Source organism: Rhizobium esperanzae (assembly GCF_002204185.1).
GTDB classification, from domain to species: domain Bacteria; phylum Pseudomonadota; class Alphaproteobacteria; order Rhizobiales; family Rhizobiaceae; genus Rhizobium; species Rhizobium esperanzae.
In genome coordinates, this window is the sequence record NZ_MXPU01000011.1 from 68,745 (window position 1) to 90,346 (window position 21,602).

Sequence of the window (21,602 nt, forward strand, 5' to 3'; positions counted from 1 at the left end):
TCCCTCACATCTTTCCCGCCACCTTGATCGCAAACGCATACTCGAACGCAATCTCCTCCAGCCGCTGGAACCGCCCCGACGCCCCGCCATGGCCGGCGTCCATATTGGTCTTCAGCAGGATCGGCGCTTCGCCCGTTGTCTTGTCGCGCAGTTTCGCCACCCATTTGGCCGGCTCCCAATAGGTGACGCGCGGGTCTGTCAGGCCGCCGAGCGCCAGGATCGGCGGGTAGGGTTTTGCGCCGACATTGTCATAGGGCGAATAGACGGCGATCTGCTCGTATTCTTCGCGGCTTTCGATCGGATTGCCCCATTCCGGCCATTCCGGCGGCGTCAGCGGCAGGGTGTCGTCGAGCATGGTGTTGAGCACGTCGACGAAGGGAACGGCGGCGATGATGCCGGCGAACTTTTCCGGCGCCATGTTGGCAACAGCGCCCATCAGCATGCCGCCGGCCGAGCCGCCCTCGGCGATGATCTTCGCGTAAGAGGTGAACCTCTGTTGATTCAGATAGTCGGCCGCGGCGACGAAGTCCTTGAAGCTGTTTGTCTTCTTGTCCATCTTGCCGTCTTCGTACCAGGCAAAGCCCTTGTCCTTGCCGCCGCGGATGTGAGCGATGGCATAGACGAAGCCGCGGTCGGCGAGCGACAGGCAATTGGTGTTGAAACCGGCCGGAATAGTGATGCCGTAGGCGCCGTAGCCGTAAAGCAGGCAGGGGGCGCTGCCGTCGAGCGGCGTATCCCTACGATAGAGCAGGGTGACCGGCACCGTCTCGCCGTCCCATGCCGGGGCGAAGACGCGGCGGGTGACGTAGTCGTCGGGATTGTGGCCCGACGGCACCTCCTGCGTCTTCAAGAGCGTGCGCTCGCGCGTCACCATGTTGTAATCATAGAGCTGCGACGGCGTCGTCATCGAGGAATAGGAGAAGCGGATGACATCCGTGTCGTATTCCGCCGCGCCCGAAAGCCCCAGCGAATAAGCTTCCTCGGCAAAGGCGATCGCATGTTCCTCGCCGGTCTTCCGGTCGCGGATCATGATCCGCGGCAGCCCGTCCTTGCGCTCCAGCCAGAGGAGATGGCGGGCATAGGCCATGTGGCTGATGATGAGCGTGCCGGGCTTGTGAGCGACGACTTCGCGCCAGTTCTCCTTGCCCGGATTGTCCACCGGCGCTTCCATGATCTTGAAATCCTTGGCGCCGCCGTCATTCGTCAGGATGTAGAAGACGTCGCCGCCCTCGGTCAGCGAATATTCGATGCCTTCCTCGCGCGCCGCCACCAGCTTCGGCTCGGCCGTCAGATCTTTGGTCGACAGCAGCCGGTATTCGCTGGTCTCGTGATCGTGGATGTCGATATAGACGAAGTCATCAAGCAGCGAGCCGCCGACGCCCATGAAGAAGCCGGCATCGGCTTCCTCATAGACCAGCCGGTCTTCCGATTGCGGCCGGCCGACAATGTGGTGGAACACCTTCGATGGCCGGTGGTTCTCGTCGAGCGCCGAATAGAAGAAGCTCTTGCCGTCTGGCGCCCAGACGCCGCCGCCGCCGGTATTCTCGATCACGTCGTCGAGGTCCTGGCCGGTCGAGAGGTCGCGGACTTTCAGCGTGAAGAATTCCGAGCCCTTATCGTCATAGCCCCAGATGCCGCGGCTGTGGTCGGTGGAATGGTCGAGGCCGGCGAGACGGAAATAGGCTTTGCCGGACGCTTCCTTGTCGCCGTCGAGCAGCACGGTGCGGATCGCCTCGTCGGCAACGTCGCCGTCGCGAGGAATGCGGAAATAGCGCGGCTGTTCGCCGCCGGTCACGTAGGATGTGCCATAGGCATAGGCGCCGTCCTTCACCGGCACCGAGCTGTCGTCTTCCTTGATGCGGCCGCGCATCTCGGCAAACAGCGCCTTCTGCAGCGGCCTGGTGTCCTCCATCGCCGCATTCATATAGGCGTTTTCGGCTTCGAGATGCCGGCGGATCTCGGGCTCGAGGATCGAGGGATCCTTGAACATCGCCTGCCAGTTGTCGGCGCGCAGCCAGGCGTAATCGTCCGTGCGGGTAATGCCGTGGCGCGTATCGGAGAGGGGCTTCTTCGGTGCGGCGGGCGGTGTCGGCAGGTTCTTGAAAACGGACAAGGAATTGGCTCCGGTGGGAATGTCGGGTTGGCAACAGATAGAGGCGCACCGCCGCCGGATCAAGCGCCAAGGGACGAGGTGACCGTCCACAGTCGAGGAGGCGGCACCGCCTGGCTTGCCTTGATGTCACCACAATATTTAAGGAGGTCCGCTATCACAGAGCGAATTTTGCACGTGCCCAGCCCCCGGCAAGCCGCCGGCGGCAGGATGAAGACTGTACAACAGTAAGGGATTTCCTCCGCAATGCCGAAACGTCTGCTCCTGTTTGTATCCCTGGCCGGCTTGGCTGCCCCCGCGTTTGCCGTCGACCCGGCCATCAAGAAGCAGCTGGAAAAACTCGATCCCTCCACCCGCCTGGAACAGAGCTGCGACGCGGAAGCGATGAGCCGGATCAACAATGACAGCACTGGCTTCAAGCCCGACAAGGTGATCGCCTATACGTTCAAGGATCCGATCGCCGGCAACAATTCGCTGCAGGCGCCGGGCGCGGTCTTCCGCAGCAAGGGCGACTGGTACCATCTTTCCTACAATTGCATCACCGGCCCACAGCATATCAATGTGCGCGAACTCGACTATCAGATCGGCGAGAAGGTGCCGCGCGAGAAGTGGGACAAGTATTATCTCTACGATTGATGCGGTTTCCCGCCGGCGGCGGTGACATCCGGCCACATGGCGTGTGGCAAGGCTAGCGGCTAGAGTCGCGGCGCTCGAATCGTAAAGTTGATGACATGAACCGCATCCTGCTCACATCGGCGTTCCTTCTGGCCGCGATCTCGGCCGCATCGGCGGACGAGTTGTCGTTGGCGCTGCCGGCTGCTCCGCTCTCGAAGGCGCCGGCGATCAAACTTGTCGAGCCGCATCTGCATATCGCCCGTTCCAACATAGCGGGCCATGCCCGCATCGCGCTCACCTTCGACGCCTGCATGGGGCATGCGGACGAACGCATCGTTTCGACTCTGGTGCGCGAGCGCATTCCGGCAACGATCTTCGTCACCGCCCGCTGGCTGAAGCGTAACCCGCAAGCCCTTGCCGTCTTCCTGCAGAATCCCGATCTCTTCGAGCTCGAAAACCATGGCGAGAACCATATTCCAGCCGTCGATACGCCAACGCTCGTCTATGGCATAGCCTCGGCCGGCTCGCCGCAGGCGGTAAAGCAGGAGGTCGAAGGCGGGGCCGCTGCCATGGTCGCATCCGGCATTCCCGCGCCTCACTGGTTCCGCGGATCCACGGCCAAATACGATCTTTCCGCCATCGGCGAGATACGCACCATGGGCTATCGCATCGCCGGCTACTCGGTAAACGGCGACGGTGGCTCGTTGCTCGGCGCAGCGATCACCGAAAAACGCATCGCCTCCGCCAAGGACGGCGATGTCGTCATCTCCCACATCAATCAGCCCACCCATGCGGCGGGCGAGGGAGTGGCAAAGGCGCTGATCGATCTGAAAGCCAAGGGCACGGAATTCGTTCGTCTGCGGGACGTCGAGGATATGGGCGACGATCGGACGACGGAGTAGTTCTGCGGCCACGGCACGACAGCAAACGCAAGGCCCCTACCGCAACTCATCCGCAGCCCGCACTGCATCCTCTCCGAACCGCCGCAACCCCGGCCCCTCCCTGTCGAGCGCGAAATCCTCGAACCAGTCGCGATGGATCCCGGCAATCATTGCACCGATCATCTGGGCTGCGAGATAGGAAAAGGTGATGCCGTTGCCGCCGTAGCCATAGGCGGCGAACACATGAGCCACACCAGGCATCGGGCCGATCAGCGGCAGGCCGTCGGCCGTCTCTCCGAAGGTTCCACCCCATGCATGGGCGACGCGGGTATCGGCTGCCGGCCATAACCGCTTCATCTTCTCCCGAATCGCACTTATCTTGGCCGGCAGCTTGTGATTTCGCCCCGCGGGATCCGTCGTGCCGTCATCCTCGCCGCCGGCGACGATGCGGTTGTCCGCGGTTGTGCGCATGTAGAGATAGGGGTGGCTGTTCTCCCAGATCAGCGTCCTGTCGCGCCAGAGCCGCGCCGGGTCCTGAGGCACCGTGGCAAGCGCCCAGCTCGAACTGACGCGGTGCAGCTTCGGCATGTTAAGCCCCGGCATCGAATAGCCGGTCGCCAGCACCGCATGTCGGGCTTCGATGGCGTGGCCCCCAGCCGTCTCTGTCGTGACGCGATCGCCTTCGCTGTGCAGCGCGGTCACCGAAGCGCTGACGAGCTGCGCTCCACGCCGCACGGCCATCGCGATCAGCGCCCAGGTGAGCAGCAGCGGATCGGCCTCCGCCGAACCCGGCGAATAGATCGCGCCGTCGCGATCGAGCTCGAACTGGGTGAAGAGATCGGGATGTTCGAGATAGACACCGGGAAGACCCGCCCGGCGGCGCAGCTGGCGCTCCTCCTGCAGGTCCCGCGCACCTTCCTGATTGGCGGCGAGATAGAGCGTGTTGCGCGCCCGGAAGCCGCAGACGATGCCGTTTGCGGCGATCAGCTTGGAAAGGCCGGCGACGGCAGCGGCGCTGCGGCGATAGATGCCGGCCGCTCGTTCGAAGCCGTAATAGGTCTCGAGCTCGCTGAGCGTGCTGTCGATTTCCCATTGCAGCATCGCGGTGCTGGCGGCTGTGCTGCCGAAGCCCGGCTCCTCCCGGTCGATGATAACAACGGAAAAGCCACGCGCCGTCAGATGATCTGCGATCAGCGCGCCGGTGATGCCGCCGCCGATCACCGCGACATCGGTCGAAAAGCTCTGCGCCATCGGCCGCCATTGCGGAAGTATGGCATTCTTCCCCCAGAACGAACGGCCACTGACCACCTGGTCATGATCGGATTCGTCGAGATCGAGATCGGACGCCACTTATGTCTCCTCGCTTGATCACTTCGGCAATTGCGGCTGCGGTTTTTCCTCGATCAGCAGTTCCTCGATGATGGTCATGACGATCAGCGACAGCGGCAGCGCCAGCATTGCGCCGACGGCGCCCCACATCCAGGTCCAGAACAGGATGGCGAGAAAGACGATAAAGGGATTGATTTCCAGCCGCCGGCCCATGACCGCCGGAAAGATCAGGTTCTCCATGACGAGATGCACCGTGAAGAAGGCCGCCGCCGGCACCAGACCGACGATGAAGCCGTCATAGGTGATGATGCCGGCAATGGCGACGGAAAGCGTCATCAGCGTGATGCCGAGATAGGGAATGAAGCTCGACAGGAAGGCGAAGAAGCCCCAGAGCACCGGCGCCGACAATCCGCCTGCATAGGCGATGATCGTCATGACGACGCCAAGCCCGACATAGATCAGCGAGGCGGTGGCGAAATAGAAGCCGAGCACCTGCTCGACCGCGTTGATGACACGGATCGCCGCCAGCCGTTGTGGGCGGGTGCGGAAGGTCATGATGATCGTCTTGCGAAGATTGACCCGGCTGGCAAGGAAGAGCAGCAGCGCGGCGAAGAAGATTAGCCCCTGTACCAACGCCGGCGTCAGGCTTGTCGTTACCACATGCAGCACGTTACCGGTGTTTTCGAGCAGCGCGCCGATTGACATTGGCCCGCTTTCAAACGTCGCCGGCGTGATGTGCAGCCATTCGATGCGCTCCAGATAGGGCATGATGCGGCTGATCATCCGCTCGACGAAAGCCGGGGCTTCGTTGGCAAGCGTCGCCAGCGGATCGGCAAGCGAGCTGACCAGCAGGACGATGACCAAGGCGACGCTGCTTGACAGAAGGAAGGCGTTGGCAAGCCTTGGCACGCCCATTTTGCTCAGGTTTTCAGCGGCGAGGCCGAGAATCATGCCGACGACGACGGCAAGGGTGACGGGAATGAGGATCAGCGACATCGTGTAGACGGCGGCAAGGCCGAGGATGGCGAAGATGCCGATGATCGCCCAGGCCATGCTGATGTCGAGCCCGTCCTTCTCAAGCCGATGCACGGGCGGAGACGGCAGTTCCTCCGCCGTCTCCTGCAACGACTGAGCCCAGGCGCTGGTTTGGCGTTCGCCGATGGCGATCTTCTTTGCGTGTTTGCGGATGCCGTTGGCGATGCCCATGCGGTGAGGTCCCCGAAGCCCCATTGCTTCGCCACAAAAACGCGCCGATGCGGTTCCGGTTCCGCCGGCCTGCGGCGCTATCGCAAAGACATCGGTCCGCCTGCGGGCAAGGGCGCTGAAGCATCCGCCCTTTCATCGGCTCGCGCCGATTTGATCCTGCCGCTGGAACAAGCTCGCAGTTGCCGGCGTTCGACTTCGGAAGGAGAGTGCTCATGATTGCAGATCCCGATGAGACGAAAACCACCGAGACCTATTCGACCGATCCCCCCTATGCGGACGAGGCGAGGCTGAAAGCCGCCGATCAGCGGCGTTGGTGGGTTTGGACCGTTCTTGTGGCGGGCGCGGCAGTTCTCATCATTGCCGGCGTGAGCGTTGCGATCTGGCCCAATCCCAGCAACAATGATCCGACGGCAACGGCTTCGACCAAGCCTGATCCGATCAATACGCAGCCCTCCGGTCCCGCCGCCTTCAACAACGACCCGGCCTCCGGCCCTGCACGGCCGCCCGAAGCGACAGACCGGTCGCCAACGCCGAGCGGAAACGGCGGCGGACCGACGCAGGTGACGACGCCCTCAGGAACCGAGAAGGTCCAATAGTGCAGGGTCAGGCCGAAAGCGTCAGGCCAATGCCCCAGGGATCCTTGAGGAAAACGCCGCCATCGCGCTTCTCGCTGTTGATCTCCAGAGCGTCGAACCTGGAGACCGCCGCGTCGAGCATCGCCTTGTCGTTGAAACGGATCCGGTAATCCGACAGCCCGGTCATATTGTCGGCGCGGGCAGTGGCGCCCCGGCTGTTCCAGATGTTGGCTGCGAGATGGTGGTGATAGCCGCCGGTGGCAAAGAAGCTCGCGCCGGGATAACGGGCCATCAGCTTGAGGTCGAGCACGTCCCGATAGAAGGCGTCGGCCTGCGGGATATCGCCCACCTGCAGGTGCAGATGGCCGATCGCTGTTCCCTCAGCCATGCCGTCCCAGCGATCCTCCGATGCGCTATTATAGAGCGCCTGCAGGTCAAGGCGCTGCGTCGCCATTTCGACCATGCCGTCCTCAAGGAATTTCCATCCCTTGTGCGGCCGGTCGGCATAGATTTCGATGCCGTTGCCCTCGGGGTCGGACAGATAGATCGCCTCGCTGACGAGATGGTCCGAGGCGCCGTCGAGCACGACGTTGTTGTGGGCGGCGTGGCGCAGCCATCGCGCCAGTTCGGTGCGGTCGGGCACCAGGAACGCGGTGTGGAAAAGGCCTGCGGCATTGCGTGGCGCGACTGCCGCGTCCTTTGCCGTCGTCAGCGTCAGCAGCGGCTGCCCCCCGACACCCAACACTTCGCCGCTGGTCGTCTTCTCGATGACTTTCAGGCCGAGCATCGACTGATAGAAGCCGGACACGAGACCGAGGTCGGTAACGACGAGATGCGACTGGTCGATATAGGCAGGCCGCGTCAGCGCATAGGATGTTTCTCTCGTCATCAATGGGTCTCCTGCCTTGGCAGTTGAAGGCGTACCGGCGGCGGCGGCAACCATGCCGCCTGTAGCAAATCCGAGGAGGTGTCGCCGGTTCATGCGCCTGGTCTCCTCGGTGCCGTACTTGATCTCTATATGGCCCATCCCGATTGTTCACAGAAGGCTTGTTTTTGAGGATGAAGCGTTGAGCAGATGTTGACGATGACCTGCACCGGCTTGATCGCAGTCAATGCGTGCATATCTTCATCAGAGCAAGCTTATGCATCTCGGTCATGGAGGGAGCCATGTACAGGAAAATCATCGTGGCGATCGCGCTCGGCAGGCTCGACAGGGGAGAGAACATTCTCCGCAAGGCCGCCTCGCTGCTCGACACGGGCGGCCAGATCGTCGCGCTCAACGTCGTCGAGGATGTACCGACCTATGTCGCGATCGAACTGCCGGCCAATATGCTCGAGGACGCGATGAAGGACGGCCGCGACAAGCTGGAAGCGCTGGTCGCCGCAACCGGGGTCGCGGCAACGATCGACATCCGCAACGGCCCGCCGGCCAAGGCCATCATCGCGGCCGCCGAAAGCCACGGCGCCGACCTGATCATCCTCGCCTCGCATATTCCGGACTTTTCCAACTACTTTATCGGTGCCACGGCCGACCGCGTCGTGCGGCACGCCAAGTGCTCCGTGCTGGTCGAGCGGCAGAAGATCTGAATCCGTGCCGCCGTCGAGGGGGCGGGGCCTGTGCGGTCTGTCACGAAGATTTACTGCCCGCACGATGCGCCGCAGTTGCGCCCTCGCCGGTTCGGTGCGACCATCGCGATCGGGTACGAAACGGGTTGACGTGCATGGCCGAGTTCAACGGTATTCGCTGGGCTTACGACAGATATGAGCTGATCGCCGATGGCATCGTCCATGGCGTCGGCCTCGTGCTGGCGCTGATCGGCGCCACCGTGCTGATCTTCTACGCCACGGTCTGGAGCACCTACGGCGCGCTCGCCGCCGCCTGGATCTATGGCGTTGGACTGGTGCTGACGCTTGCCATCTCCTTTTCCTACAACGTCTGGCCGGTCTCGCGCACCAAATGGTTCCTGCGCCGGTTCGATCATTCGGCGATCTTCATCCTGATCGCCGCCACCTATACGCCATTCCTAGAACGCGGCGCCGACGATCCGCTGCTCTCCTTTATGCTGGTGGCGATATGGCTGTTCGCTGCCGTCGGCATCGTCCTGAAATGCGCCTTTCCAGGGCGATACGACCGTCTCGCCATCCTGCTTTACCTCGCCATGGGCTGGAGCGGCGTGCTGGTGGCGGGGCCTGTCGCCGCGCGCATTCCCTCCGCTTCGATGCTGCTGATCGTCATCGGCGGCGTCATCTATTCGCTCGGCGTCATCTTCCATGTCTGGGAGAAACTGCGTTTCCAGAACGCCATCTGGCACGGTTTCGTCGTCATTGCAGCGGCCGTGCATTATTCCGCCGTCTTCACCTGTTTCAGCCTGCCGACGCCAGAGTTCTGAGCTGCGGCATCCCCGAGGCCGACCCGCAAGCCTTTCTCTGCTGTATCAGCCGTTTACATCTTTTGAACCGCGGCGTATGCCAACCCGCGCAGTCAATCCGAACCGGGCCACCATGACAGACGCCATCCTTCTCCGCGACGCCACCGAAGCCGATCTTCCCGCCATCCGAGATATCTACAATCATGCCGTCGAGCACACGACGGCGATCTGGAACGAAACGCTCGTCGATCTCGAAAACCGACGAGAATGGCTGAGCGCGCGCAAGGTCCGCGGCTTTCCGGTCATTGTCGCCGAGAAGTCGGGCAAGGTGGCGGGCTACGCCTCCTATGGCGACTGGCGCGCCTTCGAGGGCTATCGCCACACGGTCGAACATTCCGTCTATGTCGACAAGGATCATCGCGGTGCCGGCATCGGCGAGGCCCTGATGCGCGGATTGATCGCGCGTGCGGCGGCCGCCAATATCCATGTGATGATCGCCGGCATCGAGGCCGACAACGCTGCTTCGATCCGGCTGCACGAAAAGCTCGGCTTCCGCGTCGCCGGCAGATTTTCAGAGGTCGGCACCAAGTTCGGCCGCTGGCTGGATCTGACCTGCATGGAACTCCGTCTGCCCGGCGAGGCCGATTGACCTGCCTGCTCGGGGCAAGGCCGACGGCCTGCCGGGGAAAGGAGGATGAGCGCTCGCCGGACGGAGTGAACCGGCAAATCATTGCCGGAGCGGTCACTATCTTTTTATTGTATTCTGAGCTGTGTAGAAAAGAGAGGCCGCCTGCTTCGCGAGAGGCGGCGTGATAAGCGTCATGGAGATCAACAGTTCAATGGCAATGCATCGATCGCCGCTCGGCCTCCTTGCCCTCATTCTTCTCGCCTCCGCTCCGATCTCCACACGCGCTGCCGATTGCAGCAGCACGGCCTCGCCGAAGCTCGACTGGCAGGAATGCACGAAGAAAAACCTGATGCTGCAGGGCAGTGATCTCCAAGGCGCCAACCTCTTCAGCACTGATTTCTCACTGACCGATCTCAGCGGTTCGAATTTCAAATCCGCCAACCTGGAAAAGGCGAGCTTGGTGCGTGCCTCGCTTGAGGGGTCACATGCCGAAGGGGCCAACTTCGCCAAAGTGGAGGCCTATCGCGCCAGCTTTGCCAACATTGCCGCCGAAGGCGCTTCCTTTGCCGGCGCCGAGCTGCAGCGGGCCAATTTTGCCGGCGCCCGGCTCTCCGACGCGAGCTTCGAAAAGGCCGAACTCGGCCGCGCCGATTTCGACAAGGCGGTGCTGACGGGGGTGAAATTCTCTTTCGCCAATCTCTCCCGCGCCGATCTCTCCAGCGCCGTCTTCGAAGGCCCGGCAACGTTCGAGCGCGCCTTCATGTTCTTGACCCGCATCGAAGGCCTGGACCTCTCGGCTGCCGCCGGGCTCGAACAGGCGCAGATTGACCTGGCCTGCGGCGATGCCTCGACCAAGCTGCCGTCCGGCCTCTCGACGCCGGCAACTTGGCCATGCCCTGCCGAGCACGAGTGATTTGTCGGGCTTTGCAGTTCACGCGGGCCGGATGATCGGGCTGCGATCAATGCCGGATTGAGCTAGTGGAGTTTGAACTCGCCCATGACGCGGCGCCATTCGTTCGGTCCGATCAGTCGCTGATGGGTGTAGCGAACCGAGTGCAGCGGCCCGTCGAGCGTGGACTGCCAGAAATCGAGAAACTTGTGCATCTCCGGACAGTCCGGGGCGAGGTCGTAATCCTGCCAGACATAGGTCTGCAGCACGGATTCAAAATCAGGAATGCGATAGAGGATATGGGCGGTGGTCAGTCCATAGCCGTTCAGCTGACGCTCCAGATCTGATGAAAATTGCATGCTTCATCTCCGTTTCATGACGCTCGAAAGGTGGCGCAAAATTTTGCGGCCATCAACGGATTTCCGAACGCGTCCACCCTGTTTATTGTTCCTTTACATGATGTTAGCAGCAACTTCGAGTGAGTGCTAATTTTTTTATGGCGCCCTCTTGAAATGGAAAAAGCGCAAAACCAGATCATTGCGCGCAGAACGCTCGATCGAGGTTTTGCACCCGCCCGGACTGGTCATCCGGTCCGGCCAGGGGAACAACATCATTATTGTTTGTCCATTGGAGGAAGACATGTCGTTCCGACCGCTTCATGACCGCATTCTCGTCCGCCGCGTCGATTCCGAGGAAAAGACCAAGGGCGGCATCATCATTCCCGACACTGCCAAGGAAAAGCCGCAGGAAGGCGAAGTCATCGCCGTCGGCCCAGGTGCCCGCAACGATGCCGGCCAGATCCAGGCGCTCGACGTCAAGGTCGGCGATCGCATCTTGTTCGGCAAGTGGTCCGGCACCGAGATCAAGATCAACGGCGAAGACCTGCTGATCATGAAGGAAAGCGATGTCATGGGCATTATTGAAGCCCAGGCCGCCGAAAAGATCGCCGCCTGAGGCGATTTCCGCGCATTAGTCAAAAAAGCTGCCTATTGAAGGAGTTACAGAATGGCTGCGAAAGAAGTCAAATTTCATAGCGATGCCCGTGAACGCATGCTGCGTGGGGTCGATGTGCTGGCCAATGCAGTGAAGGTGACGCTGGGTCCGAAGGGCCGCAACGTCGTGATCGATAAGTCCTTCGGCGCGCCGCGTATCACCAAGGACGGCGTTTCCGTCGCCAAGGAAATCGAACTTGAAGACAAGTTCGAGAACATGGGTGCCCAGATGCTGCGCGAAGTGGCATCAAAGACCAATGATCTCGCCGGCGACGGCACCACGACTGCGACGGTTCTCGCCCAGGCTATCGTCAAGGAAGGCGCCAAAGCTGTTGCCTCGGGCATGAACCCGATGGATCTGAAGCGCGGCATCGATCTCGCCGTCGACGCCGTCGTCAAGGAGTTGAAGAACAACGCCCGTAAGATCTCCAACAATTCCGAAATTGCCCAGGTCGGTACGATCTCCGCCAATGGTGATTCCGAGATCGGTCGTTACCTCGCGGAAGCTATGGAGAAGGTCGGCAACGAAGGCGTCATCACCGTTGAAGAAGCCAAGACCGCCGAAACCGAACTCGAAGTCGTCGAAGGCATGCAGTTCGACCGCGGCTACCTCAGCCCCTACTTCGTCACCAATCAGGACAAGATGCGGGTCGAACTGGAGGATCCCTATATCCTCATTCACGAGAAAAAGCTGTCGAACCTGCAGTCGATGCTTCCGGTTCTCGAAGCTGTCGTCCAATCCGGCAAGCCGCTTCTGATCATCGCCGAAGATGTCGAAGGCGAAGCCCTTGCCACGCTTGTCGTCAACAAGCTGCGCGGCGGCCTGAAGATCGCTGCCGTCAAGGCGCCCGGCTTCGGCGACCGCCGCAAGGCCATGCTCGAAGACATCGCCATCCTGACCGGCGGCACCGTCATCTCCGAAGACCTCGGCATCAAGCTCGAGAATGTGACGCTCAACATGCTCGGCCGGGCCAAGAAGGTGGCGATCGAGAAGGAAAACACCACCATCATCGATGGTGCCGGTTCGAAGGCGGAACTTGACGGTCGCACCGCTCAGATCCGCGCCCAGATCGAAGAGACCACTTCCGACTACGACCGCGAGAAGCTGCAGGAACGTCTTGCCAAGCTCGCCGGCGGCGTTGCCGTCATCCGCGTCGGCGGCTCGACGGAAGTCGAAGTGAAGGAAAAGAAGGATCGCGTCGACGACGCGCTGCATGCAACAAGGGCGGCGGTCGAAGAAGGCATTCTGCCTGGCGGTGGCGTGGCGCTGCTGCGCGCGGTCAAGGCGCTCGACGCGATCAAGACTGCCAATGACGACCAGCGCGTCGGCGTCGACATCGTTCGCCGGGCGATCGAGGCACCGGTTCGCCAGATCGCCGAAAACGCCGGTGCGGAGGGCTCCATCATCGTCGGCAAGCTCCGCGCGAAGAGCGAATTCTCCTATGGCTGGAACGCCCAGACAGGCGAATATGGCGACCTCTACGCGCAGGGCGTCATCGATCCGGCCAAGGTCGTTCGCACCGCACTGCAGGACGCAGCTTCGGTTGCCGGCCTGCTGGTGACGACAGAGGCGATGATCGCCGAGAAGCCGAAGAAGGAAGCTGCCCCGGCCGTGCCGGCCGGCGCCGGCATGGACTTCTAAGCGATCGCTCGGCCCGCTCTGCCATCGGGGCGGGCCGTTCTACGCACTATCGAATTAACAAGTTCCATCGGTCGACATCAATGGAGCCAAGCTATGAGAAAGGAACACATCAGCAATTCCGTACAGCAGAATGCCGTGGCAGCCATAAGCGCGGCGCATCTGCTTCATCCGGCGAAGCATTTCGGTCACCCGCGTGACGTGCTTGCCGCCGCCGAGATCGACAACGACGAGAAGCGGGCAATTCTCGCTTCATGGGCATCCGATATCTTCGCAGTCGAATCCGTACCAGCGCTCCGCCTTTACCCCGGTGCCGAAAGAGCTGTATCCTATGACGAGATCCTTGAAGCGCTGAAGGCTTTGGATAATGGCGATCGACCGCCCGCGAGGCAGGATACGTCCGCGTCCCTGAGTTGCCATAGGATCCGCCGTCGAAAACCGCCCGCACGCCGACTGCCCGGGCTTGGCTTGTGCAGTTACTGGAAAGGAGGACGGCGTCGACCGCTGTTCGAAACCTGACCCTCGTCTGACCCGCCGTGTGCCTCTCGAGGACGCGGGCATGATTTTTGCCGACGGCTCTTTGCTCAACTGAGGAGGTTTTGCCGATGAAGATCGCTCAGATTGCACCGCTCGCCGAGAGCGTTCCGCCGAAGCTCTACGGGGGAACGGAGCGGATCGTTTCCTACCTTACTGAAGAACTCGTCGCACAGGGGCACGAGGTCACGCTCTTTGCCAGCGGCGATTCCGTCACCCGGGCGAGACTCGTGGCGTGTGCGGACGTCGCCTTGCGGCTCAATCCGGCGGTCAGGGACCATCTGCCACATCAGGTCGTGATGCTGGAGGAGATCCGACAGCGGGCGCACGAGTTCGACGTGCTGCATTTCCACATCGACCTGCTGCATTTCCCGCTGATCCGCGATTTTGCCGATCGGACGGTGACAACGCTGCACGGGCGACTCGACTTGCCGGATCTCAAGCCGTTCTACGGCACGTTCCCCGATATTCCACTGGTGTCGATCTCCAATGATCAGCGCCGTCCGATGCCTCCGGTCGACTGGCGCGGAACAGTCTATCATGGTCTGCCGGCCGATCTTCTTCCCTTCACGGCGGATCCAAGGGGCAATTACCTTGCCTTCCTTGGTCGTATTTCGCCAGAAAAACGCCCGGACCGCGCCATTCAGATCGCGGCAAAGGTCGGAATGCCGTTGAAGATCGCCGCCAAGATCGATAATGTCGACAGGGCCTATTGGGAAACCGTCATCGAGCCGATGGTCAAGAGCCATCCTAATGTAGAATTTATCGGCGAGATCGACGAACGTGAGAAAGCTGACTTCCTGGGAAATGCAGGCGCTCTGCTCTTCCCGATCGACTGGCCGGAGCCATTCGGGCTGGTGATGATCGAAGCCATGGCCTGCGGCACACCGGTCATTGCTTTCGGCTGTGGCTCGGTTCCCGAGGTCATTGACAACGGCATCTCCGGCATCCTCGTCGACAGCGTCACCGAGGCGGCCGAAAACGTCGAATGGGCACTCCGCCTCGATCGGCAGAAGGTGCGTGCCGCGTTTGAAAAGCGCTTCACCGCACAGCGAATGGCGTGCGATTATCTCGACATCTATCGCAACCTGCCGGGCGTTCGCATCAAAGCCGCGCCGATCCGCCGGTCGAATGGTCAAGCGCTCGACCTGCAGGCTGTCGCCTGAGGCAAGGAGGAGACCATGTCGAACCTGTCTGCGGACAGCAACCCCGCCACAGCATCGTCGGGCCTGGCGGTGCCTGTCGCTCAGTTCTTCATTCCGGCCGCCGCATCGCTGCAGGAGCGCCGGCCGCGTACCTTGAAGCACGGCGATACTTTCGCCGTCTTCGACCATAATGGCGATGCTCTTTCCGGTCCCGGCAGTCCGGAAGGCCTTTTCCACCAGGACACCCGTCATCTCTCGCATCTTTATCTGACGATCAACGAACAGCGGCCGATGCTTCTGTCGTCGACGCTGCGGGATGACAATGCCACGCTGACCTGCGATCTCACCAATCCTGATCAGTTCGATGAGAAGGGAAGGCTGGTTCTGGGCCATGACGTGATTCATCTGCGCAGATCGCGCTTTCTCTGGAATGCCTGTTGTTATGAACGGCTGGCCGTGAGGAATTATGACGAGCGGCGGCAACATGTTCGCATTCAGATCTCTTTCGGGGCCGATTTCGCCGATCTTTTCGAAGTCCGCGGCACCGCAAGAGCAAGAAGAGGGCGCCATCTTCCCGCCGTCGTGGAACAGGATTGGATCCTGCTTTCCTATGTTGGCCTGGACGATCGCAAGCGGTCGACGCGCCTTTCCTTCATGCCGGAACCGGCCGAGATTCGTAGCGACATTGTTACTTACGACCTCCAGCTGGAGCCGCACGAGACCAAATCGCTCTTCATGCAGATCGGCTGCGACCATACCTCCGCCGAACGGCTGAGCCGCCTTTCCTTCTTCCTGACCTTGCGGGATGCCCGACGTGCGTTGCGTGCCTCCTCCTCACGCGCGGCGTCGGTCACAACCTCCAACGAGATCTTCAACGAAGTCGCGCGACGCAGCGCCTCCGACCTCTACATGCTGATCACCGACAAGCCGGAAGGCCCCTATCCTTATGCCGGTATTCCCTGGTTCAGCACCGTTTTCGGCCGCGACGCCCTGATCACGGCGCTTCAGACACTTTGGCTCGATCCGGAGATCGCTCGCGGGGTTCTCGGTCATCTTGCCGCCAATCAGGCGACGAACGTCGATCCCGCTTCAGACGCCGAGCCCGGCAAGATCCTGCACGAAGTCCGTTGCGGCGAAATGGCCGAACTCGGCGAGGTTCCATTCCGGCGTTACTACGGCAGCATCGACTCGACGCCGCTCTTCGTGATGCTGGCCGGCGACTATCTTAAACGAACCGGTGATCTTGCGACCATCGATCGCATCCTGCCTCATGTCGAAGCGGCACTGACCTGGATCGACGAACACGGCGATCGCGATGGTGACGGCTTCGTCGAATACGGGCGGCTGACGGAAGAAGGACTGATCAATCAGGCGTGGAAGGATAGCAACGACTCGGTCTTCCATGCCGATGGCACGTTGGCCCGAGGCCCGATCGCGATCGCCGAAGTCCAAGCCTATGTCTACGGCGCTTGGCAAAGTGCTGCCGAAATCTTCCGGTGGAGGGGCAAGCCGGAACGCGCGGCGAGCTTTCTTGCGCGCGCGGAAGGACTGCGCCGCGCCTTCGACATGAGCTTCTTCGATGAGGAACTTGGCACCTATGTATTGGCTCTCGACGGTGATAAACGGCCTTGCCGGGTCCGATCCTCCAATGCCGGCCATGCTCTGTTCACCGGTATTGCTTATCCTGAACGGGTCGCACAGGTGACCCGCACCCTTATGAGTGCTTCGTCCTTCTGTGGCTGGGGCATCCGGACCATTCCCTCGACCGAAGCACGTTATAATCCTATGAGCTATCACAATGGCTCGATCTGGCCGCATGACAATGCCATGATTGCCAGTGGTCTTGCCCGCTATGGCTATCGCGCCGAAGCCGCACGAATCTTCGAGGGGCTGTTTGCCGCTGCGACCTATATCGACCTGCGGCGGCTTCCCGAACTCCTCTGCGGCCTGCCACGTCAACGCGCACGCGGACCGACCTCTTATCCGGTTGCCTGCTCGCCGCAAGCATGGGCAGCAGCAGCCCCTTTGTCGCTGCTGCAATCCTGCCTCGGCCTCGACTTCGATCCGAATAGTTTGCAGATCAGCTTCAGCGTGCCGCGGCTTCCCTCGTTTCTCGACGAGGTGATCTTGCGGCGTCTGCTGATCGGCAATTGCTCGGCTGACGTGGCCATCCGTCGGTCTCGACACCAGGTTGTGGTCGATGTCATCAATCGACAGGGCAATGTCAGCGTGCTCACCACGGCCTGATGAAGGACGGTGCAGGCAAGGCGGATCAACCGCCTTTCTAATCCGGTTCCTCTTCGTCCGACCTCAGCAGGTCAACAAGCGCAGCAACCCTGCCGGTCGGTAGATGCCGGCCTTCACCCACCAGGGCCTCGTCGTTGTTGGCCCATGCAAACGCCTCGGCAAGCTCGGCTTGGGTTGCACCTGTCGCGACGATCTCGGCCACAAGCGTTTTGTCGGCGGGCCCAAGGACGGCGACGACATCGTGTAAAGTCAGTGTCATAACCATTGCTCCTCGCTCAAGCTCCAAAACATATGGTGGCGTCTTCGAAAAGATCAAATTTTTTCGCTGAGAAATTCGATCCCCTTGAAACTGTAAGGCACTGAATTATATCAGTATTGTGGATCGCCCAAAAGGGATCGACAGAAAGTCCAGGAGACGCCGGTCGCTCTTGGCGTCTCCTTGTGTCCATGTTGCTTGCAAGGAGGATATGGCTATGAGGACAAACCTCGATTTCTCTCCCCTGTTCCGGTCGAGCATCGGCTTCGAGCGGATGTTGAACGCGCTTGAGGCTGCAGGCCGCGCCGAGACAATCGACAACTGGCCGCCCTACGATATCGTCAAAACCGGTGAAGATGATTACCGGATTGCCATGGCAGTGGCCGGCTTCTCGCAGGACGAGCTGGTGATCACCCAAGAGCAGAACATGCTCATCGTGTCCGGGCACAAGGACAACGGCGAAGATGTTCAATACCTGCATCGCGGCATTGCCGGGCGCTCGTTCCAGCGTCGGTTCGAACTGGCCGACCACGTAAAGGTGGTCGATGCCGGGCTTGTCAACGGTCTGCTGACCATCGATCTCAAGCGCGAAATTCCCGAAGAGATGAAGCCGTGCCAGATCGAGATCAAGGCCGACGAGGTGCTGCCCAAGGCCGAGACAAAGCAGATCGAAGGTGAGAAGCAGGTAGCGGCCTAAGCGTCCAATAGCAGGGACGGGGCGCCAGGCGCCGACTGGCGCCAACCGTGCGAAAGAACCACCAGAAAGGAGTAGAGCCATGAGTGTTCGTGATTTGATTCCCTGGGGCCGCAACAACGGCAATCAGATGCCGAGTCTCCTTCGCGATGACGAGCGCGATCCTTTCCTGTCGCTCCACCGCGAGGTCAACCGGCTGTTCGATGATGTTTTCCGCGGCTTCGGCTCCGGCCTGCCGTCGCTTCGCGGCGCCAGCAGCTTTGGCGCCGGCTGGCCGAGCGTCGAGATCTCCGACACCGACCAGCAAATCAAGGTGACGGCCGAAGTACCCGGTCTTGAGGAAAAGGACATCGAGGTCTTCCTCAATGACGGCGTGCTCACGCTGAAGGGTGAGAAGCGTTCGGAAACCGAAGACAAGGAAAAGCAGTTTTCGGAGCGCTACTATGGCCGCTTCGAACGACGCATTCCGCTCGGCACCGAGGTCAAGGAAGACCAGGTCGACGCCACCTTTAAGAACGGCGTTCTGACCGTCACTCTGCCTAAGACCGAAAAGGCGCAGTCACAGGTCAAGCGCATCGCCATCAGAAGCTGACGAACGCGGCGGCCGGCCACTTGGCTGGCCGTCGCTCATCCTTCACCAGGTTGGGGAGGATAAACGATGAAGATTATCGGACGTATACATCGCGAAAACACAGCATCGATCTCCCGCTTCTGCGCCTCGAGCGACAATCGGCGCAGACATCTTCCTTTCACAGTTCCGCAGTTCCAAGGGAACAGCGCCTCCCGCATCTCATTTCTGGCTTCCCACTACACGATCACCGAGCTTTGCGGCGATGGTGATTTCAACGCTGCCGCCGCAACCGTCTTCTGCCCGCAGGAGGCGGCCATTGATGATGCAACCAACTAAGAAGGAGAAATGATCGATGCTGAAGTCTCTGTCTTCCAACAACCGGACGGCTTTCGATATCGTCAATATCGTTGCCGGTCTTGGCCTTCTGATCTCGCCATGGCTGTTCGGTTTCGCCGCTGAGACCTATGCCGCCTGGAATGCGTGGATCGTTGGCGCGGCCATCACCCTGATCGCCGTTGCCGCTCTCTACGCTTTCTATGAGGCCGAGGAATGGTGCAACCTGGTCCTGGGGCTATGGGCTGTGATAGCTCCGTGGCTCCTCGGCTTTTCAGCCGTGACAGCGGCCATGTGGGCGCATGTGATTGCCGGCCTGGTCGTTGCTGCCCTCGCAGCGGGCAGCATCTGGTTCAGTCATAACCATCCGTTGTCGGCCGCATGACTGAGTGCGAACGGGCTCGGGTGTCCGGGCCCGTTCTCCTTATCTCTTCGCCAGCCACTCCTGGAGGAAAGGCTTGGCGGCCGATCAGACTGGTTGACGGCGCGACGCGGTGATCGCCATTGACGGATGCGCGGCGCCACGGGCGGCAGATTGCCGATCATTGCCTCAGCGCCTATTCCCCCGGCTCGAACACCATGGCATGGCCGTTGATGCAGTAGCGCAGGCCGGTCGGCGGCGGGCCGTCGGGAAAGACGTGGCCGAGATGGGCGTCGCAGGTGCCGCAGCGGATTTCAGTGCGCACCATGCCGTAGCTCGTGTCGCGATGCTCGGTCACGGCATCGGGAGAGACCGCTTCGAAATAGCTCGGCCAGCCGCAGCCGGCGTCGAATTTCGTGTCGGAGCGGAAAAGCGGCGCGTTGCAGCCGACGCAGCGGTAGAGCCCCGTCTCGAAGGAATCCCAGTAGGGGCCGGTGAAGGCGCGTTCGGTGCCGTGCTGGCGAGTGATGCGGTATTGCTCGGGCGTGAGCTGCTCTTTCCATTCGGCGTCTGACTTATGGATCTTGGCGGTGGTTGCAGTTTCGGACATGACGTGCTCCTTTCGCCGAGGGGCGGTTCCGTTTCGCGAGAAATGTGGTGCGCCATCTTTGTTTCATCAAGCCTCCGGCGCCGGGCCGCGGGGATCGCGGCATGCAGCTATCAGGGAAGACGTCTGCTTTTACATCTATTAAGGGTTTTCTGTTAGGGTTAATGTTACGTGCATTGAGGAGCCATTGGTGTTTGAAGCCGCAATCGTCCTGCTCTACGGCCTCGTCGCCGTGACCGCCATGGCCGCCACGCTGCTGGAGGGCTGGGCCAATCATGCCGGTTTGACGTTCCATCGTCTCGCCGGACTTCTCGCCTGCCTGCTCTGGCCGCTGACGCTTCTGCTGTTCATCCTGCACGGTTCGGTCGTTCGGCTGCTGACGCGTCTCTCCCGCTCGCCGGCCTGATCACGGCAACTCTCTCAGCCCATGCTATTGGGGTCTTAACCTGTTTTACGCCGAACTTATGCACAGGAAGCTGTGAGTAAAGCTTGGGCTAAAGTCCTATAATTCTTCATCAGCCATTTTTTCTCAAGAAAAACGACAAATAATAATTGGCCTTTCGGCCAAACGATGGTATTTGAAAATGCAAGTAGAATTCTGATTGTGAACTACAATCGTACTGCTTCCAAGTCCCTCAGTTTTGATTTTTCAATGTCTAACTGGGGCCATCGCCTGGAGCAAGACGGTAGTGGTTTTCGGTCAGGCAGTATAAGAACAGGTCTCGGACTTCGGAATCTAGGGGTGGATTTCACGTTTTTCGAAACAGAAGATTGCTTCCTGTGCTTTTGCTGTTCGCTTCTACGAGGCGGGTCTTTGGCGTGACAGTCAAAGATCGTTTGAGCATGCTAACAGGAGAAAAAATATGACGGATATGGCGACCGGCAATGGGCCGGAGCTGCTTGTGGAACTGACGGCCGACATCGTCGCGGCTTATGTCAGCAACCATGTTGTCCCGGTCAGCGACCTGGCAAATCTGATTTCCGACGTGCATTCGGCACTGAGCAACACGTCCGTACCGCAGCCCGCTGCGGCTGTCGTCGAAAAGCAGAAGCCTGCAGTCTCTGTCCGCAAGTCCGTACAGGACGAGCAGATTACGTGCCTGGAATGCGGCGGCAACTTCAAATCCCTCAAGCGTCACCTCATGACGCATCACAGTCTCTCGCCGGAAGAATACCGTGAGAAGTGGGACCTGCCGACCGACTACCCGATGGTAGCGCCCGCCTATGCCGAAGCGCGTTCGCGCCTGGCGAAGGAGATGGGCCTGGGTCAGCGCCGCAAGCGCGGCCGCGGCTGAGCTTATCGAAGCAGTCAAGGACAAAAGCCGGGTCTTGTGCCCGGCTTTTCTGTCTGTACCGCAAACATGATGCCGAAAACCGGAAGCGTTTCCCGGCGCTGTCTGTCCCGGCCTGCTAAAGGAAAGCACGATTCAGGCTTTGGTCCGAACGGCCCAGAGTTCATCCTGTTCTGAATGAGGATAATAATCTCCCTGACTATTCCGCCGCTATCTCAAGTCATGCACGGGGGAGACGGGATATTATCAGGAAGCCTCTCTTACGCTTGGGAGGGCGGCGTAGAATGTATTCCTATACTATAAGAAAGTGTTAATATAGTCGATTGGCC

At 60.7% G+C, this 21,602-nt stretch carries 25 protein-coding genes; 18 read left to right on the forward strand and 7 right to left on the reverse strand.

Features of this window, described 5'->3' with window-relative positions; all coding sequences use genetic code 11:
• Positions 1 to 4: 4 nt before the first annotated feature.
• On the reverse strand, positions 5 to 2,113 hold the full coding sequence (locus B5E41_RS17420; RefSeq protein WP_088395388.1) for a S9 family peptidase: 2,109 nt from the start codon (positions 2,111 to 2,113) through the stop codon (positions 5 to 7).
• A gap of 243 nt (positions 2,114 to 2,356) precedes the next feature.
• Here B5E41_RS17420 and B5E41_RS17425 point away from each other — a divergent pair, with 243 nt between their 5' ends.
• On the forward strand, positions 2,357 to 2,746 hold the full coding sequence (locus tag B5E41_RS17425; RefSeq protein ID WP_088395389.1) for a DUF930 domain-containing protein: 390 nt from the start codon (positions 2,357 to 2,359) through the stop codon (positions 2,744 to 2,746).
• Positions 2,747 to 2,841: 95 nt separating this feature from the next.
• The gene (locus B5E41_RS17430) at positions 2,842 to 3,627 is read left to right on the forward strand and encodes a polysaccharide deacetylase family protein (RefSeq protein WP_088395390.1); all 786 of its coding nucleotides are present in this window, start codon (positions 2,842 to 2,844) and stop codon (positions 3,625 to 3,627) included.
• A 36-nt stretch (positions 3,628 to 3,663) separates the two neighbouring features.
• On the opposite strand, the gene B5E41_RS17435 is transcribed toward B5E41_RS17430, so the two are convergent.
• Both B5E41_RS17435 and B5E41_RS17440 read right to left on the reverse strand, forming a co-directional pair.
• On the reverse strand, positions 3,664 to 4,956 hold the full coding sequence (locus B5E41_RS17435) for an NAD(P)/FAD-dependent oxidoreductase (RefSeq protein ID WP_088395391.1): 1,293 nt from the start codon (positions 4,954 to 4,956) through the stop codon (positions 3,664 to 3,666).
• Positions 4,957 to 4,974: 18 nt separating this feature from the next.
• Positions 4,975 to 6,141 carry an AI-2E family transporter gene (locus tag B5E41_RS17440; protein ID WP_088395392.1) on the reverse strand — a complete coding sequence of 389 codons (1,167 nt, stop codon included), beginning with the start codon at positions 6,139 to 6,141 and terminating at the stop codon, positions 4,975 to 4,977.
• A 212-nt stretch (positions 6,142 to 6,353) separates the two neighbouring features.
• On the opposite strand from B5E41_RS17440, the gene B5E41_RS17445 reads away from it, so the two are divergent.
• Positions 6,354 to 6,737 carry a hypothetical protein gene (locus tag B5E41_RS17445; protein ID WP_088395393.1) on the forward strand — a complete coding sequence of 128 codons (384 nt, stop codon included), beginning with the start codon at positions 6,354 to 6,356 and terminating at the stop codon, positions 6,735 to 6,737.
• Between the two features lie 7 nt (positions 6,738 to 6,744).
• Here B5E41_RS17445 and B5E41_RS17450 read toward each other — a convergent pair whose 3' ends face one another.
• Positions 6,745 to 7,605: a VOC family protein gene (locus tag B5E41_RS17450; RefSeq protein WP_088395506.1), complete on the reverse strand. Its 861-nt coding sequence runs from the start codon at positions 7,603 to 7,605 to the stop codon at positions 6,745 to 6,747.
• A gap of 278 nt (positions 7,606 to 7,883) precedes the next feature.
• On the opposite strand from B5E41_RS17450, the gene B5E41_RS17455 reads away from it, so the two are divergent.
• The 4 genes from B5E41_RS17455 (at position 7,884) to B5E41_RS17470 (ending at position 10,626) form a co-directional block, all read left to right on the forward strand.
• Positions 7,884 to 8,303 carry a universal stress protein gene (locus B5E41_RS17455; RefSeq protein ID WP_088395394.1) on the forward strand — a complete coding sequence of 140 codons (420 nt, stop codon included), beginning with the start codon at positions 7,884 to 7,886 and terminating at the stop codon, positions 8,301 to 8,303.
• 134 nt (positions 8,304 to 8,437) lie between these two features.
• Positions 8,438 to 9,106 carry a PAQR family membrane homeostasis protein TrhA gene (gene trhA, locus B5E41_RS17460; RefSeq protein ID WP_088395395.1) on the forward strand — a complete coding sequence of 223 codons (669 nt, stop codon included), beginning with the start codon at positions 8,438 to 8,440 and terminating at the stop codon, positions 9,104 to 9,106.
• A gap of 76 nt (positions 9,107 to 9,182) precedes the next feature.
• Complete coding sequence (locus B5E41_RS17465; RefSeq protein ID WP_088395396.1) at positions 9,183 to 9,734, forward strand: GNAT family N-acetyltransferase; 552 nt, start codon at positions 9,183 to 9,185, stop codon at positions 9,732 to 9,734.
• Between the two features lie 190 nt (positions 9,735 to 9,924).
• Positions 9,925 to 10,626, forward strand: a complete 702-nt coding sequence (locus B5E41_RS17470) for a pentapeptide repeat-containing protein (RefSeq protein WP_088395507.1) — start codon at positions 9,925 to 9,927, stop codon at positions 10,624 to 10,626.
• Between the two features lie 62 nt (positions 10,627 to 10,688).
• Here B5E41_RS17470 and B5E41_RS17475 read toward each other — a convergent pair whose 3' ends face one another.
• Positions 10,689 to 10,961: an usg protein gene (locus tag B5E41_RS17475; protein ID WP_088395397.1), complete on the reverse strand. Its 273-nt coding sequence runs from the start codon at positions 10,959 to 10,961 to the stop codon at positions 10,689 to 10,691.
• A gap of 280 nt (positions 10,962 to 11,241) precedes the next feature.
• Here B5E41_RS17475 and groES point away from each other — a divergent pair, with 280 nt between their 5' ends.
• The 5 genes from groES to B5E41_RS17500 all read left to right on the forward strand — a co-directional run bounded on the left by groES (position 11,242) and on the right by B5E41_RS17500 (position 17,159).
• Positions 11,242 to 11,556: a co-chaperone GroES gene (gene groES, locus B5E41_RS17480; RefSeq protein ID WP_064706626.1), complete on the forward strand. Its 315-nt coding sequence runs from the start codon at positions 11,242 to 11,244 to the stop codon at positions 11,554 to 11,556.
• 51 nt (positions 11,557 to 11,607) lie between these two features.
• A complete protein-coding gene (gene groL / locus B5E41_RS17485; RefSeq protein ID WP_088395398.1) occupies positions 11,608 to 13,236 on the forward strand; it encodes a chaperonin GroEL in 1,629 nt (542 codons plus the stop codon).
• A 93-nt stretch (positions 13,237 to 13,329) separates the two neighbouring features.
• Positions 13,330 to 13,752, forward strand: coding sequence for a hypothetical protein (locus tag B5E41_RS32290; RefSeq protein ID WP_088395399.1), 423 nt, complete (start codon positions 13,330 to 13,332; stop codon positions 13,750 to 13,752).
• A gap of 86 nt (positions 13,753 to 13,838) precedes the next feature.
• Positions 13,839 to 14,933 carry a glycosyltransferase family 4 protein gene (locus tag B5E41_RS17495; protein ID WP_088395400.1) on the forward strand — a complete coding sequence of 365 codons (1,095 nt, stop codon included), beginning with the start codon at positions 13,839 to 13,841 and terminating at the stop codon, positions 14,931 to 14,933.
• Positions 14,934 to 14,948: 15 nt separating this feature from the next.
• Positions 14,949 to 17,159, forward strand: a complete 2,211-nt coding sequence (locus tag B5E41_RS17500; RefSeq protein WP_088395401.1) for an amylo-alpha-1,6-glucosidase — start codon at positions 14,949 to 14,951, stop codon at positions 17,157 to 17,159.
• Positions 17,160 to 17,196: 37 nt separating this feature from the next.
• On the opposite strand, the gene B5E41_RS17505 is transcribed toward B5E41_RS17500, so the two are convergent.
• A complete protein-coding gene (locus tag B5E41_RS17505; RefSeq protein ID WP_088395402.1) occupies positions 17,197 to 17,418 on the reverse strand; it encodes a hypothetical protein in 222 nt (73 codons plus the stop codon).
• A 214-nt stretch (positions 17,419 to 17,632) separates the two neighbouring features.
• On the opposite strand from B5E41_RS17505, the gene B5E41_RS17510 reads away from it, so the two are divergent.
• The 4 genes from B5E41_RS17510 to B5E41_RS17525 all read left to right on the forward strand — a co-directional run bounded on the left by B5E41_RS17510 (position 17,633) and on the right by B5E41_RS17525 (position 19,398).
• Positions 17,633 to 18,112, forward strand: a complete 480-nt coding sequence (locus B5E41_RS17510; protein ID WP_088395403.1) for an Hsp20 family protein — start codon at positions 17,633 to 17,635, stop codon at positions 18,110 to 18,112.
• A gap of 79 nt (positions 18,113 to 18,191) precedes the next feature.
• The gene (locus B5E41_RS17515) at positions 18,192 to 18,701 is read left to right on the forward strand and encodes an Hsp20/alpha crystallin family protein (RefSeq protein ID WP_088395404.1); all 510 of its coding nucleotides are present in this window, start codon (positions 18,192 to 18,194) and stop codon (positions 18,699 to 18,701) included.
• Positions 18,702 to 18,767: 66 nt separating this feature from the next.
• Positions 18,768 to 19,016, forward strand: coding sequence for a hypothetical protein (locus tag B5E41_RS17520; protein WP_088395405.1), 249 nt, complete (start codon positions 18,768 to 18,770; stop codon positions 19,014 to 19,016).
• Between the two features lie 16 nt (positions 19,017 to 19,032).
• Positions 19,033 to 19,398, forward strand: coding sequence for an SPW repeat protein (locus tag B5E41_RS17525; RefSeq protein WP_088395406.1), 366 nt, complete (start codon positions 19,033 to 19,035; stop codon positions 19,396 to 19,398).
• A 172-nt stretch (positions 19,399 to 19,570) separates the two neighbouring features.
• Here the strand turns inward: B5E41_RS17525 and msrB are convergent, their stop codons facing one another.
• Positions 19,571 to 19,984 (reverse strand): peptide-methionine (R)-S-oxide reductase MsrB, encoded by a 414-nt coding sequence (gene msrB / locus B5E41_RS17530; protein WP_064801305.1) that lies wholly within the window; start codon positions 19,982 to 19,984, stop codon positions 19,571 to 19,573.
• Positions 19,985 to 20,171: 187 nt separating this feature from the next.
• Here msrB and B5E41_RS17535 point away from each other — a divergent pair, with 187 nt between their 5' ends.
• Together B5E41_RS17535 and B5E41_RS17540 are read left to right on the forward strand one after the other, a co-directional pair.
• Entirely contained in the window at positions 20,172 to 20,387 is a 216-nt protein-coding gene (locus B5E41_RS17535; protein ID WP_088395508.1) for a hypothetical protein, read from the forward strand.
• Between the two features lie 457 nt (positions 20,388 to 20,844).
• On the forward strand, positions 20,845 to 21,276 hold the full coding sequence (locus tag B5E41_RS17540) for a Ros/MucR family transcriptional regulator (RefSeq protein WP_010060045.1): 432 nt from the start codon (positions 20,845 to 20,847) through the stop codon (positions 21,274 to 21,276).
• Positions 21,277 to 21,602 lie beyond the last annotated feature (326 nt).

Excerpts from the sequence above, each read along its gene's own strand:
- B5E41_RS17425 (WP_088395389.1), top strand. The coding sequence starts at position 2,357 with ATGCCGAAACGTCTGCTCCTGTTTGTATCCCTGGCCGGCTTGGCTGCC.
- B5E41_RS17430 (WP_088395390.1), top strand. The coding sequence starts at position 2,842 with ATGAACCGCATCCTGCTCACATCGGCGTTCCTTCTGGCCGCGATCTCG.
- B5E41_RS17440 (WP_088395392.1), bottom strand. The coding sequence starts at position 6,141 with ATGGGCATCGCCAACGGCATCCGCAAACACGCAAAGAAGATCGCCATC.
- B5E41_RS17445 (WP_088395393.1), top strand. The coding sequence starts at position 6,354 with ATGATTGCAGATCCCGATGAGACGAAAACCACCGAGACCTATTCGACC.
- B5E41_RS17450 (WP_088395506.1), bottom strand. The coding sequence starts at position 7,605 with ATGACGAGAGAAACATCCTATGCGCTGACGCGGCCTGCCTATATCGAC.
- B5E41_RS17455 (WP_088395394.1), top strand. The coding sequence starts at position 7,884 with ATGTACAGGAAAATCATCGTGGCGATCGCGCTCGGCAGGCTCGACAGG.
- trhA (WP_088395395.1), top strand. The coding sequence starts at position 8,438 with ATGGCCGAGTTCAACGGTATTCGCTGGGCTTACGACAGATATGAGCTG.
- B5E41_RS17465 (WP_088395396.1), top strand. The coding sequence starts at position 9,183 with ATGCCAACCCGCGCAGTCAATCCGAACCGGGCCACCATGACAGACGCC.
- B5E41_RS17470 (WP_088395507.1), top strand. The coding sequence starts at position 9,925 with ATGGCAATGCATCGATCGCCGCTCGGCCTCCTTGCCCTCATTCTTCTC.
- B5E41_RS17475 (WP_088395397.1), bottom strand. The coding sequence starts at position 10,961 with ATGCAATTTTCATCAGATCTGGAGCGTCAGCTGAACGGCTATGGACTG.
- groES (WP_064706626.1), top strand. The coding sequence starts at position 11,242 with ATGTCGTTCCGACCGCTTCATGACCGCATTCTCGTCCGCCGCGTCGAT.
- groL (WP_088395398.1), top strand. The coding sequence starts at position 11,608 with ATGGCTGCGAAAGAAGTCAAATTTCATAGCGATGCCCGTGAACGCATG.
- B5E41_RS32290 (WP_088395399.1), top strand. The coding sequence starts at position 13,330 with ATGAGAAAGGAACACATCAGCAATTCCGTACAGCAGAATGCCGTGGCA.
- B5E41_RS17495 (WP_088395400.1), top strand. The coding sequence starts at position 13,839 with ATGAAGATCGCTCAGATTGCACCGCTCGCCGAGAGCGTTCCGCCGAAG.
- B5E41_RS17500 (WP_088395401.1), top strand. The coding sequence starts at position 14,949 with ATGTCGAACCTGTCTGCGGACAGCAACCCCGCCACAGCATCGTCGGGC.
- B5E41_RS17505 (WP_088395402.1), bottom strand. The coding sequence starts at position 17,418 with ATGACACTGACTTTACACGATGTCGTCGCCGTCCTTGGGCCCGCCGAC.
- B5E41_RS17510 (WP_088395403.1), top strand. The coding sequence starts at position 17,633 with ATGAGGACAAACCTCGATTTCTCTCCCCTGTTCCGGTCGAGCATCGGC.
- B5E41_RS17515 (WP_088395404.1), top strand. The coding sequence starts at position 18,192 with ATGAGTGTTCGTGATTTGATTCCCTGGGGCCGCAACAACGGCAATCAG.
- B5E41_RS17520 (WP_088395405.1), top strand. The coding sequence starts at position 18,768 with ATGAAGATTATCGGACGTATACATCGCGAAAACACAGCATCGATCTCC.
- B5E41_RS17525 (WP_088395406.1), top strand. The coding sequence starts at position 19,033 with ATGCTGAAGTCTCTGTCTTCCAACAACCGGACGGCTTTCGATATCGTC.
- msrB (WP_064801305.1), bottom strand. The coding sequence starts at position 19,984 with ATGTCCGAAACTGCAACCACCGCCAAGATCCATAAGTCAGACGCCGAA.
- B5E41_RS17540 (WP_010060045.1), top strand. The coding sequence starts at position 20,845 with ATGACGGATATGGCGACCGGCAATGGGCCGGAGCTGCTTGTGGAACTG.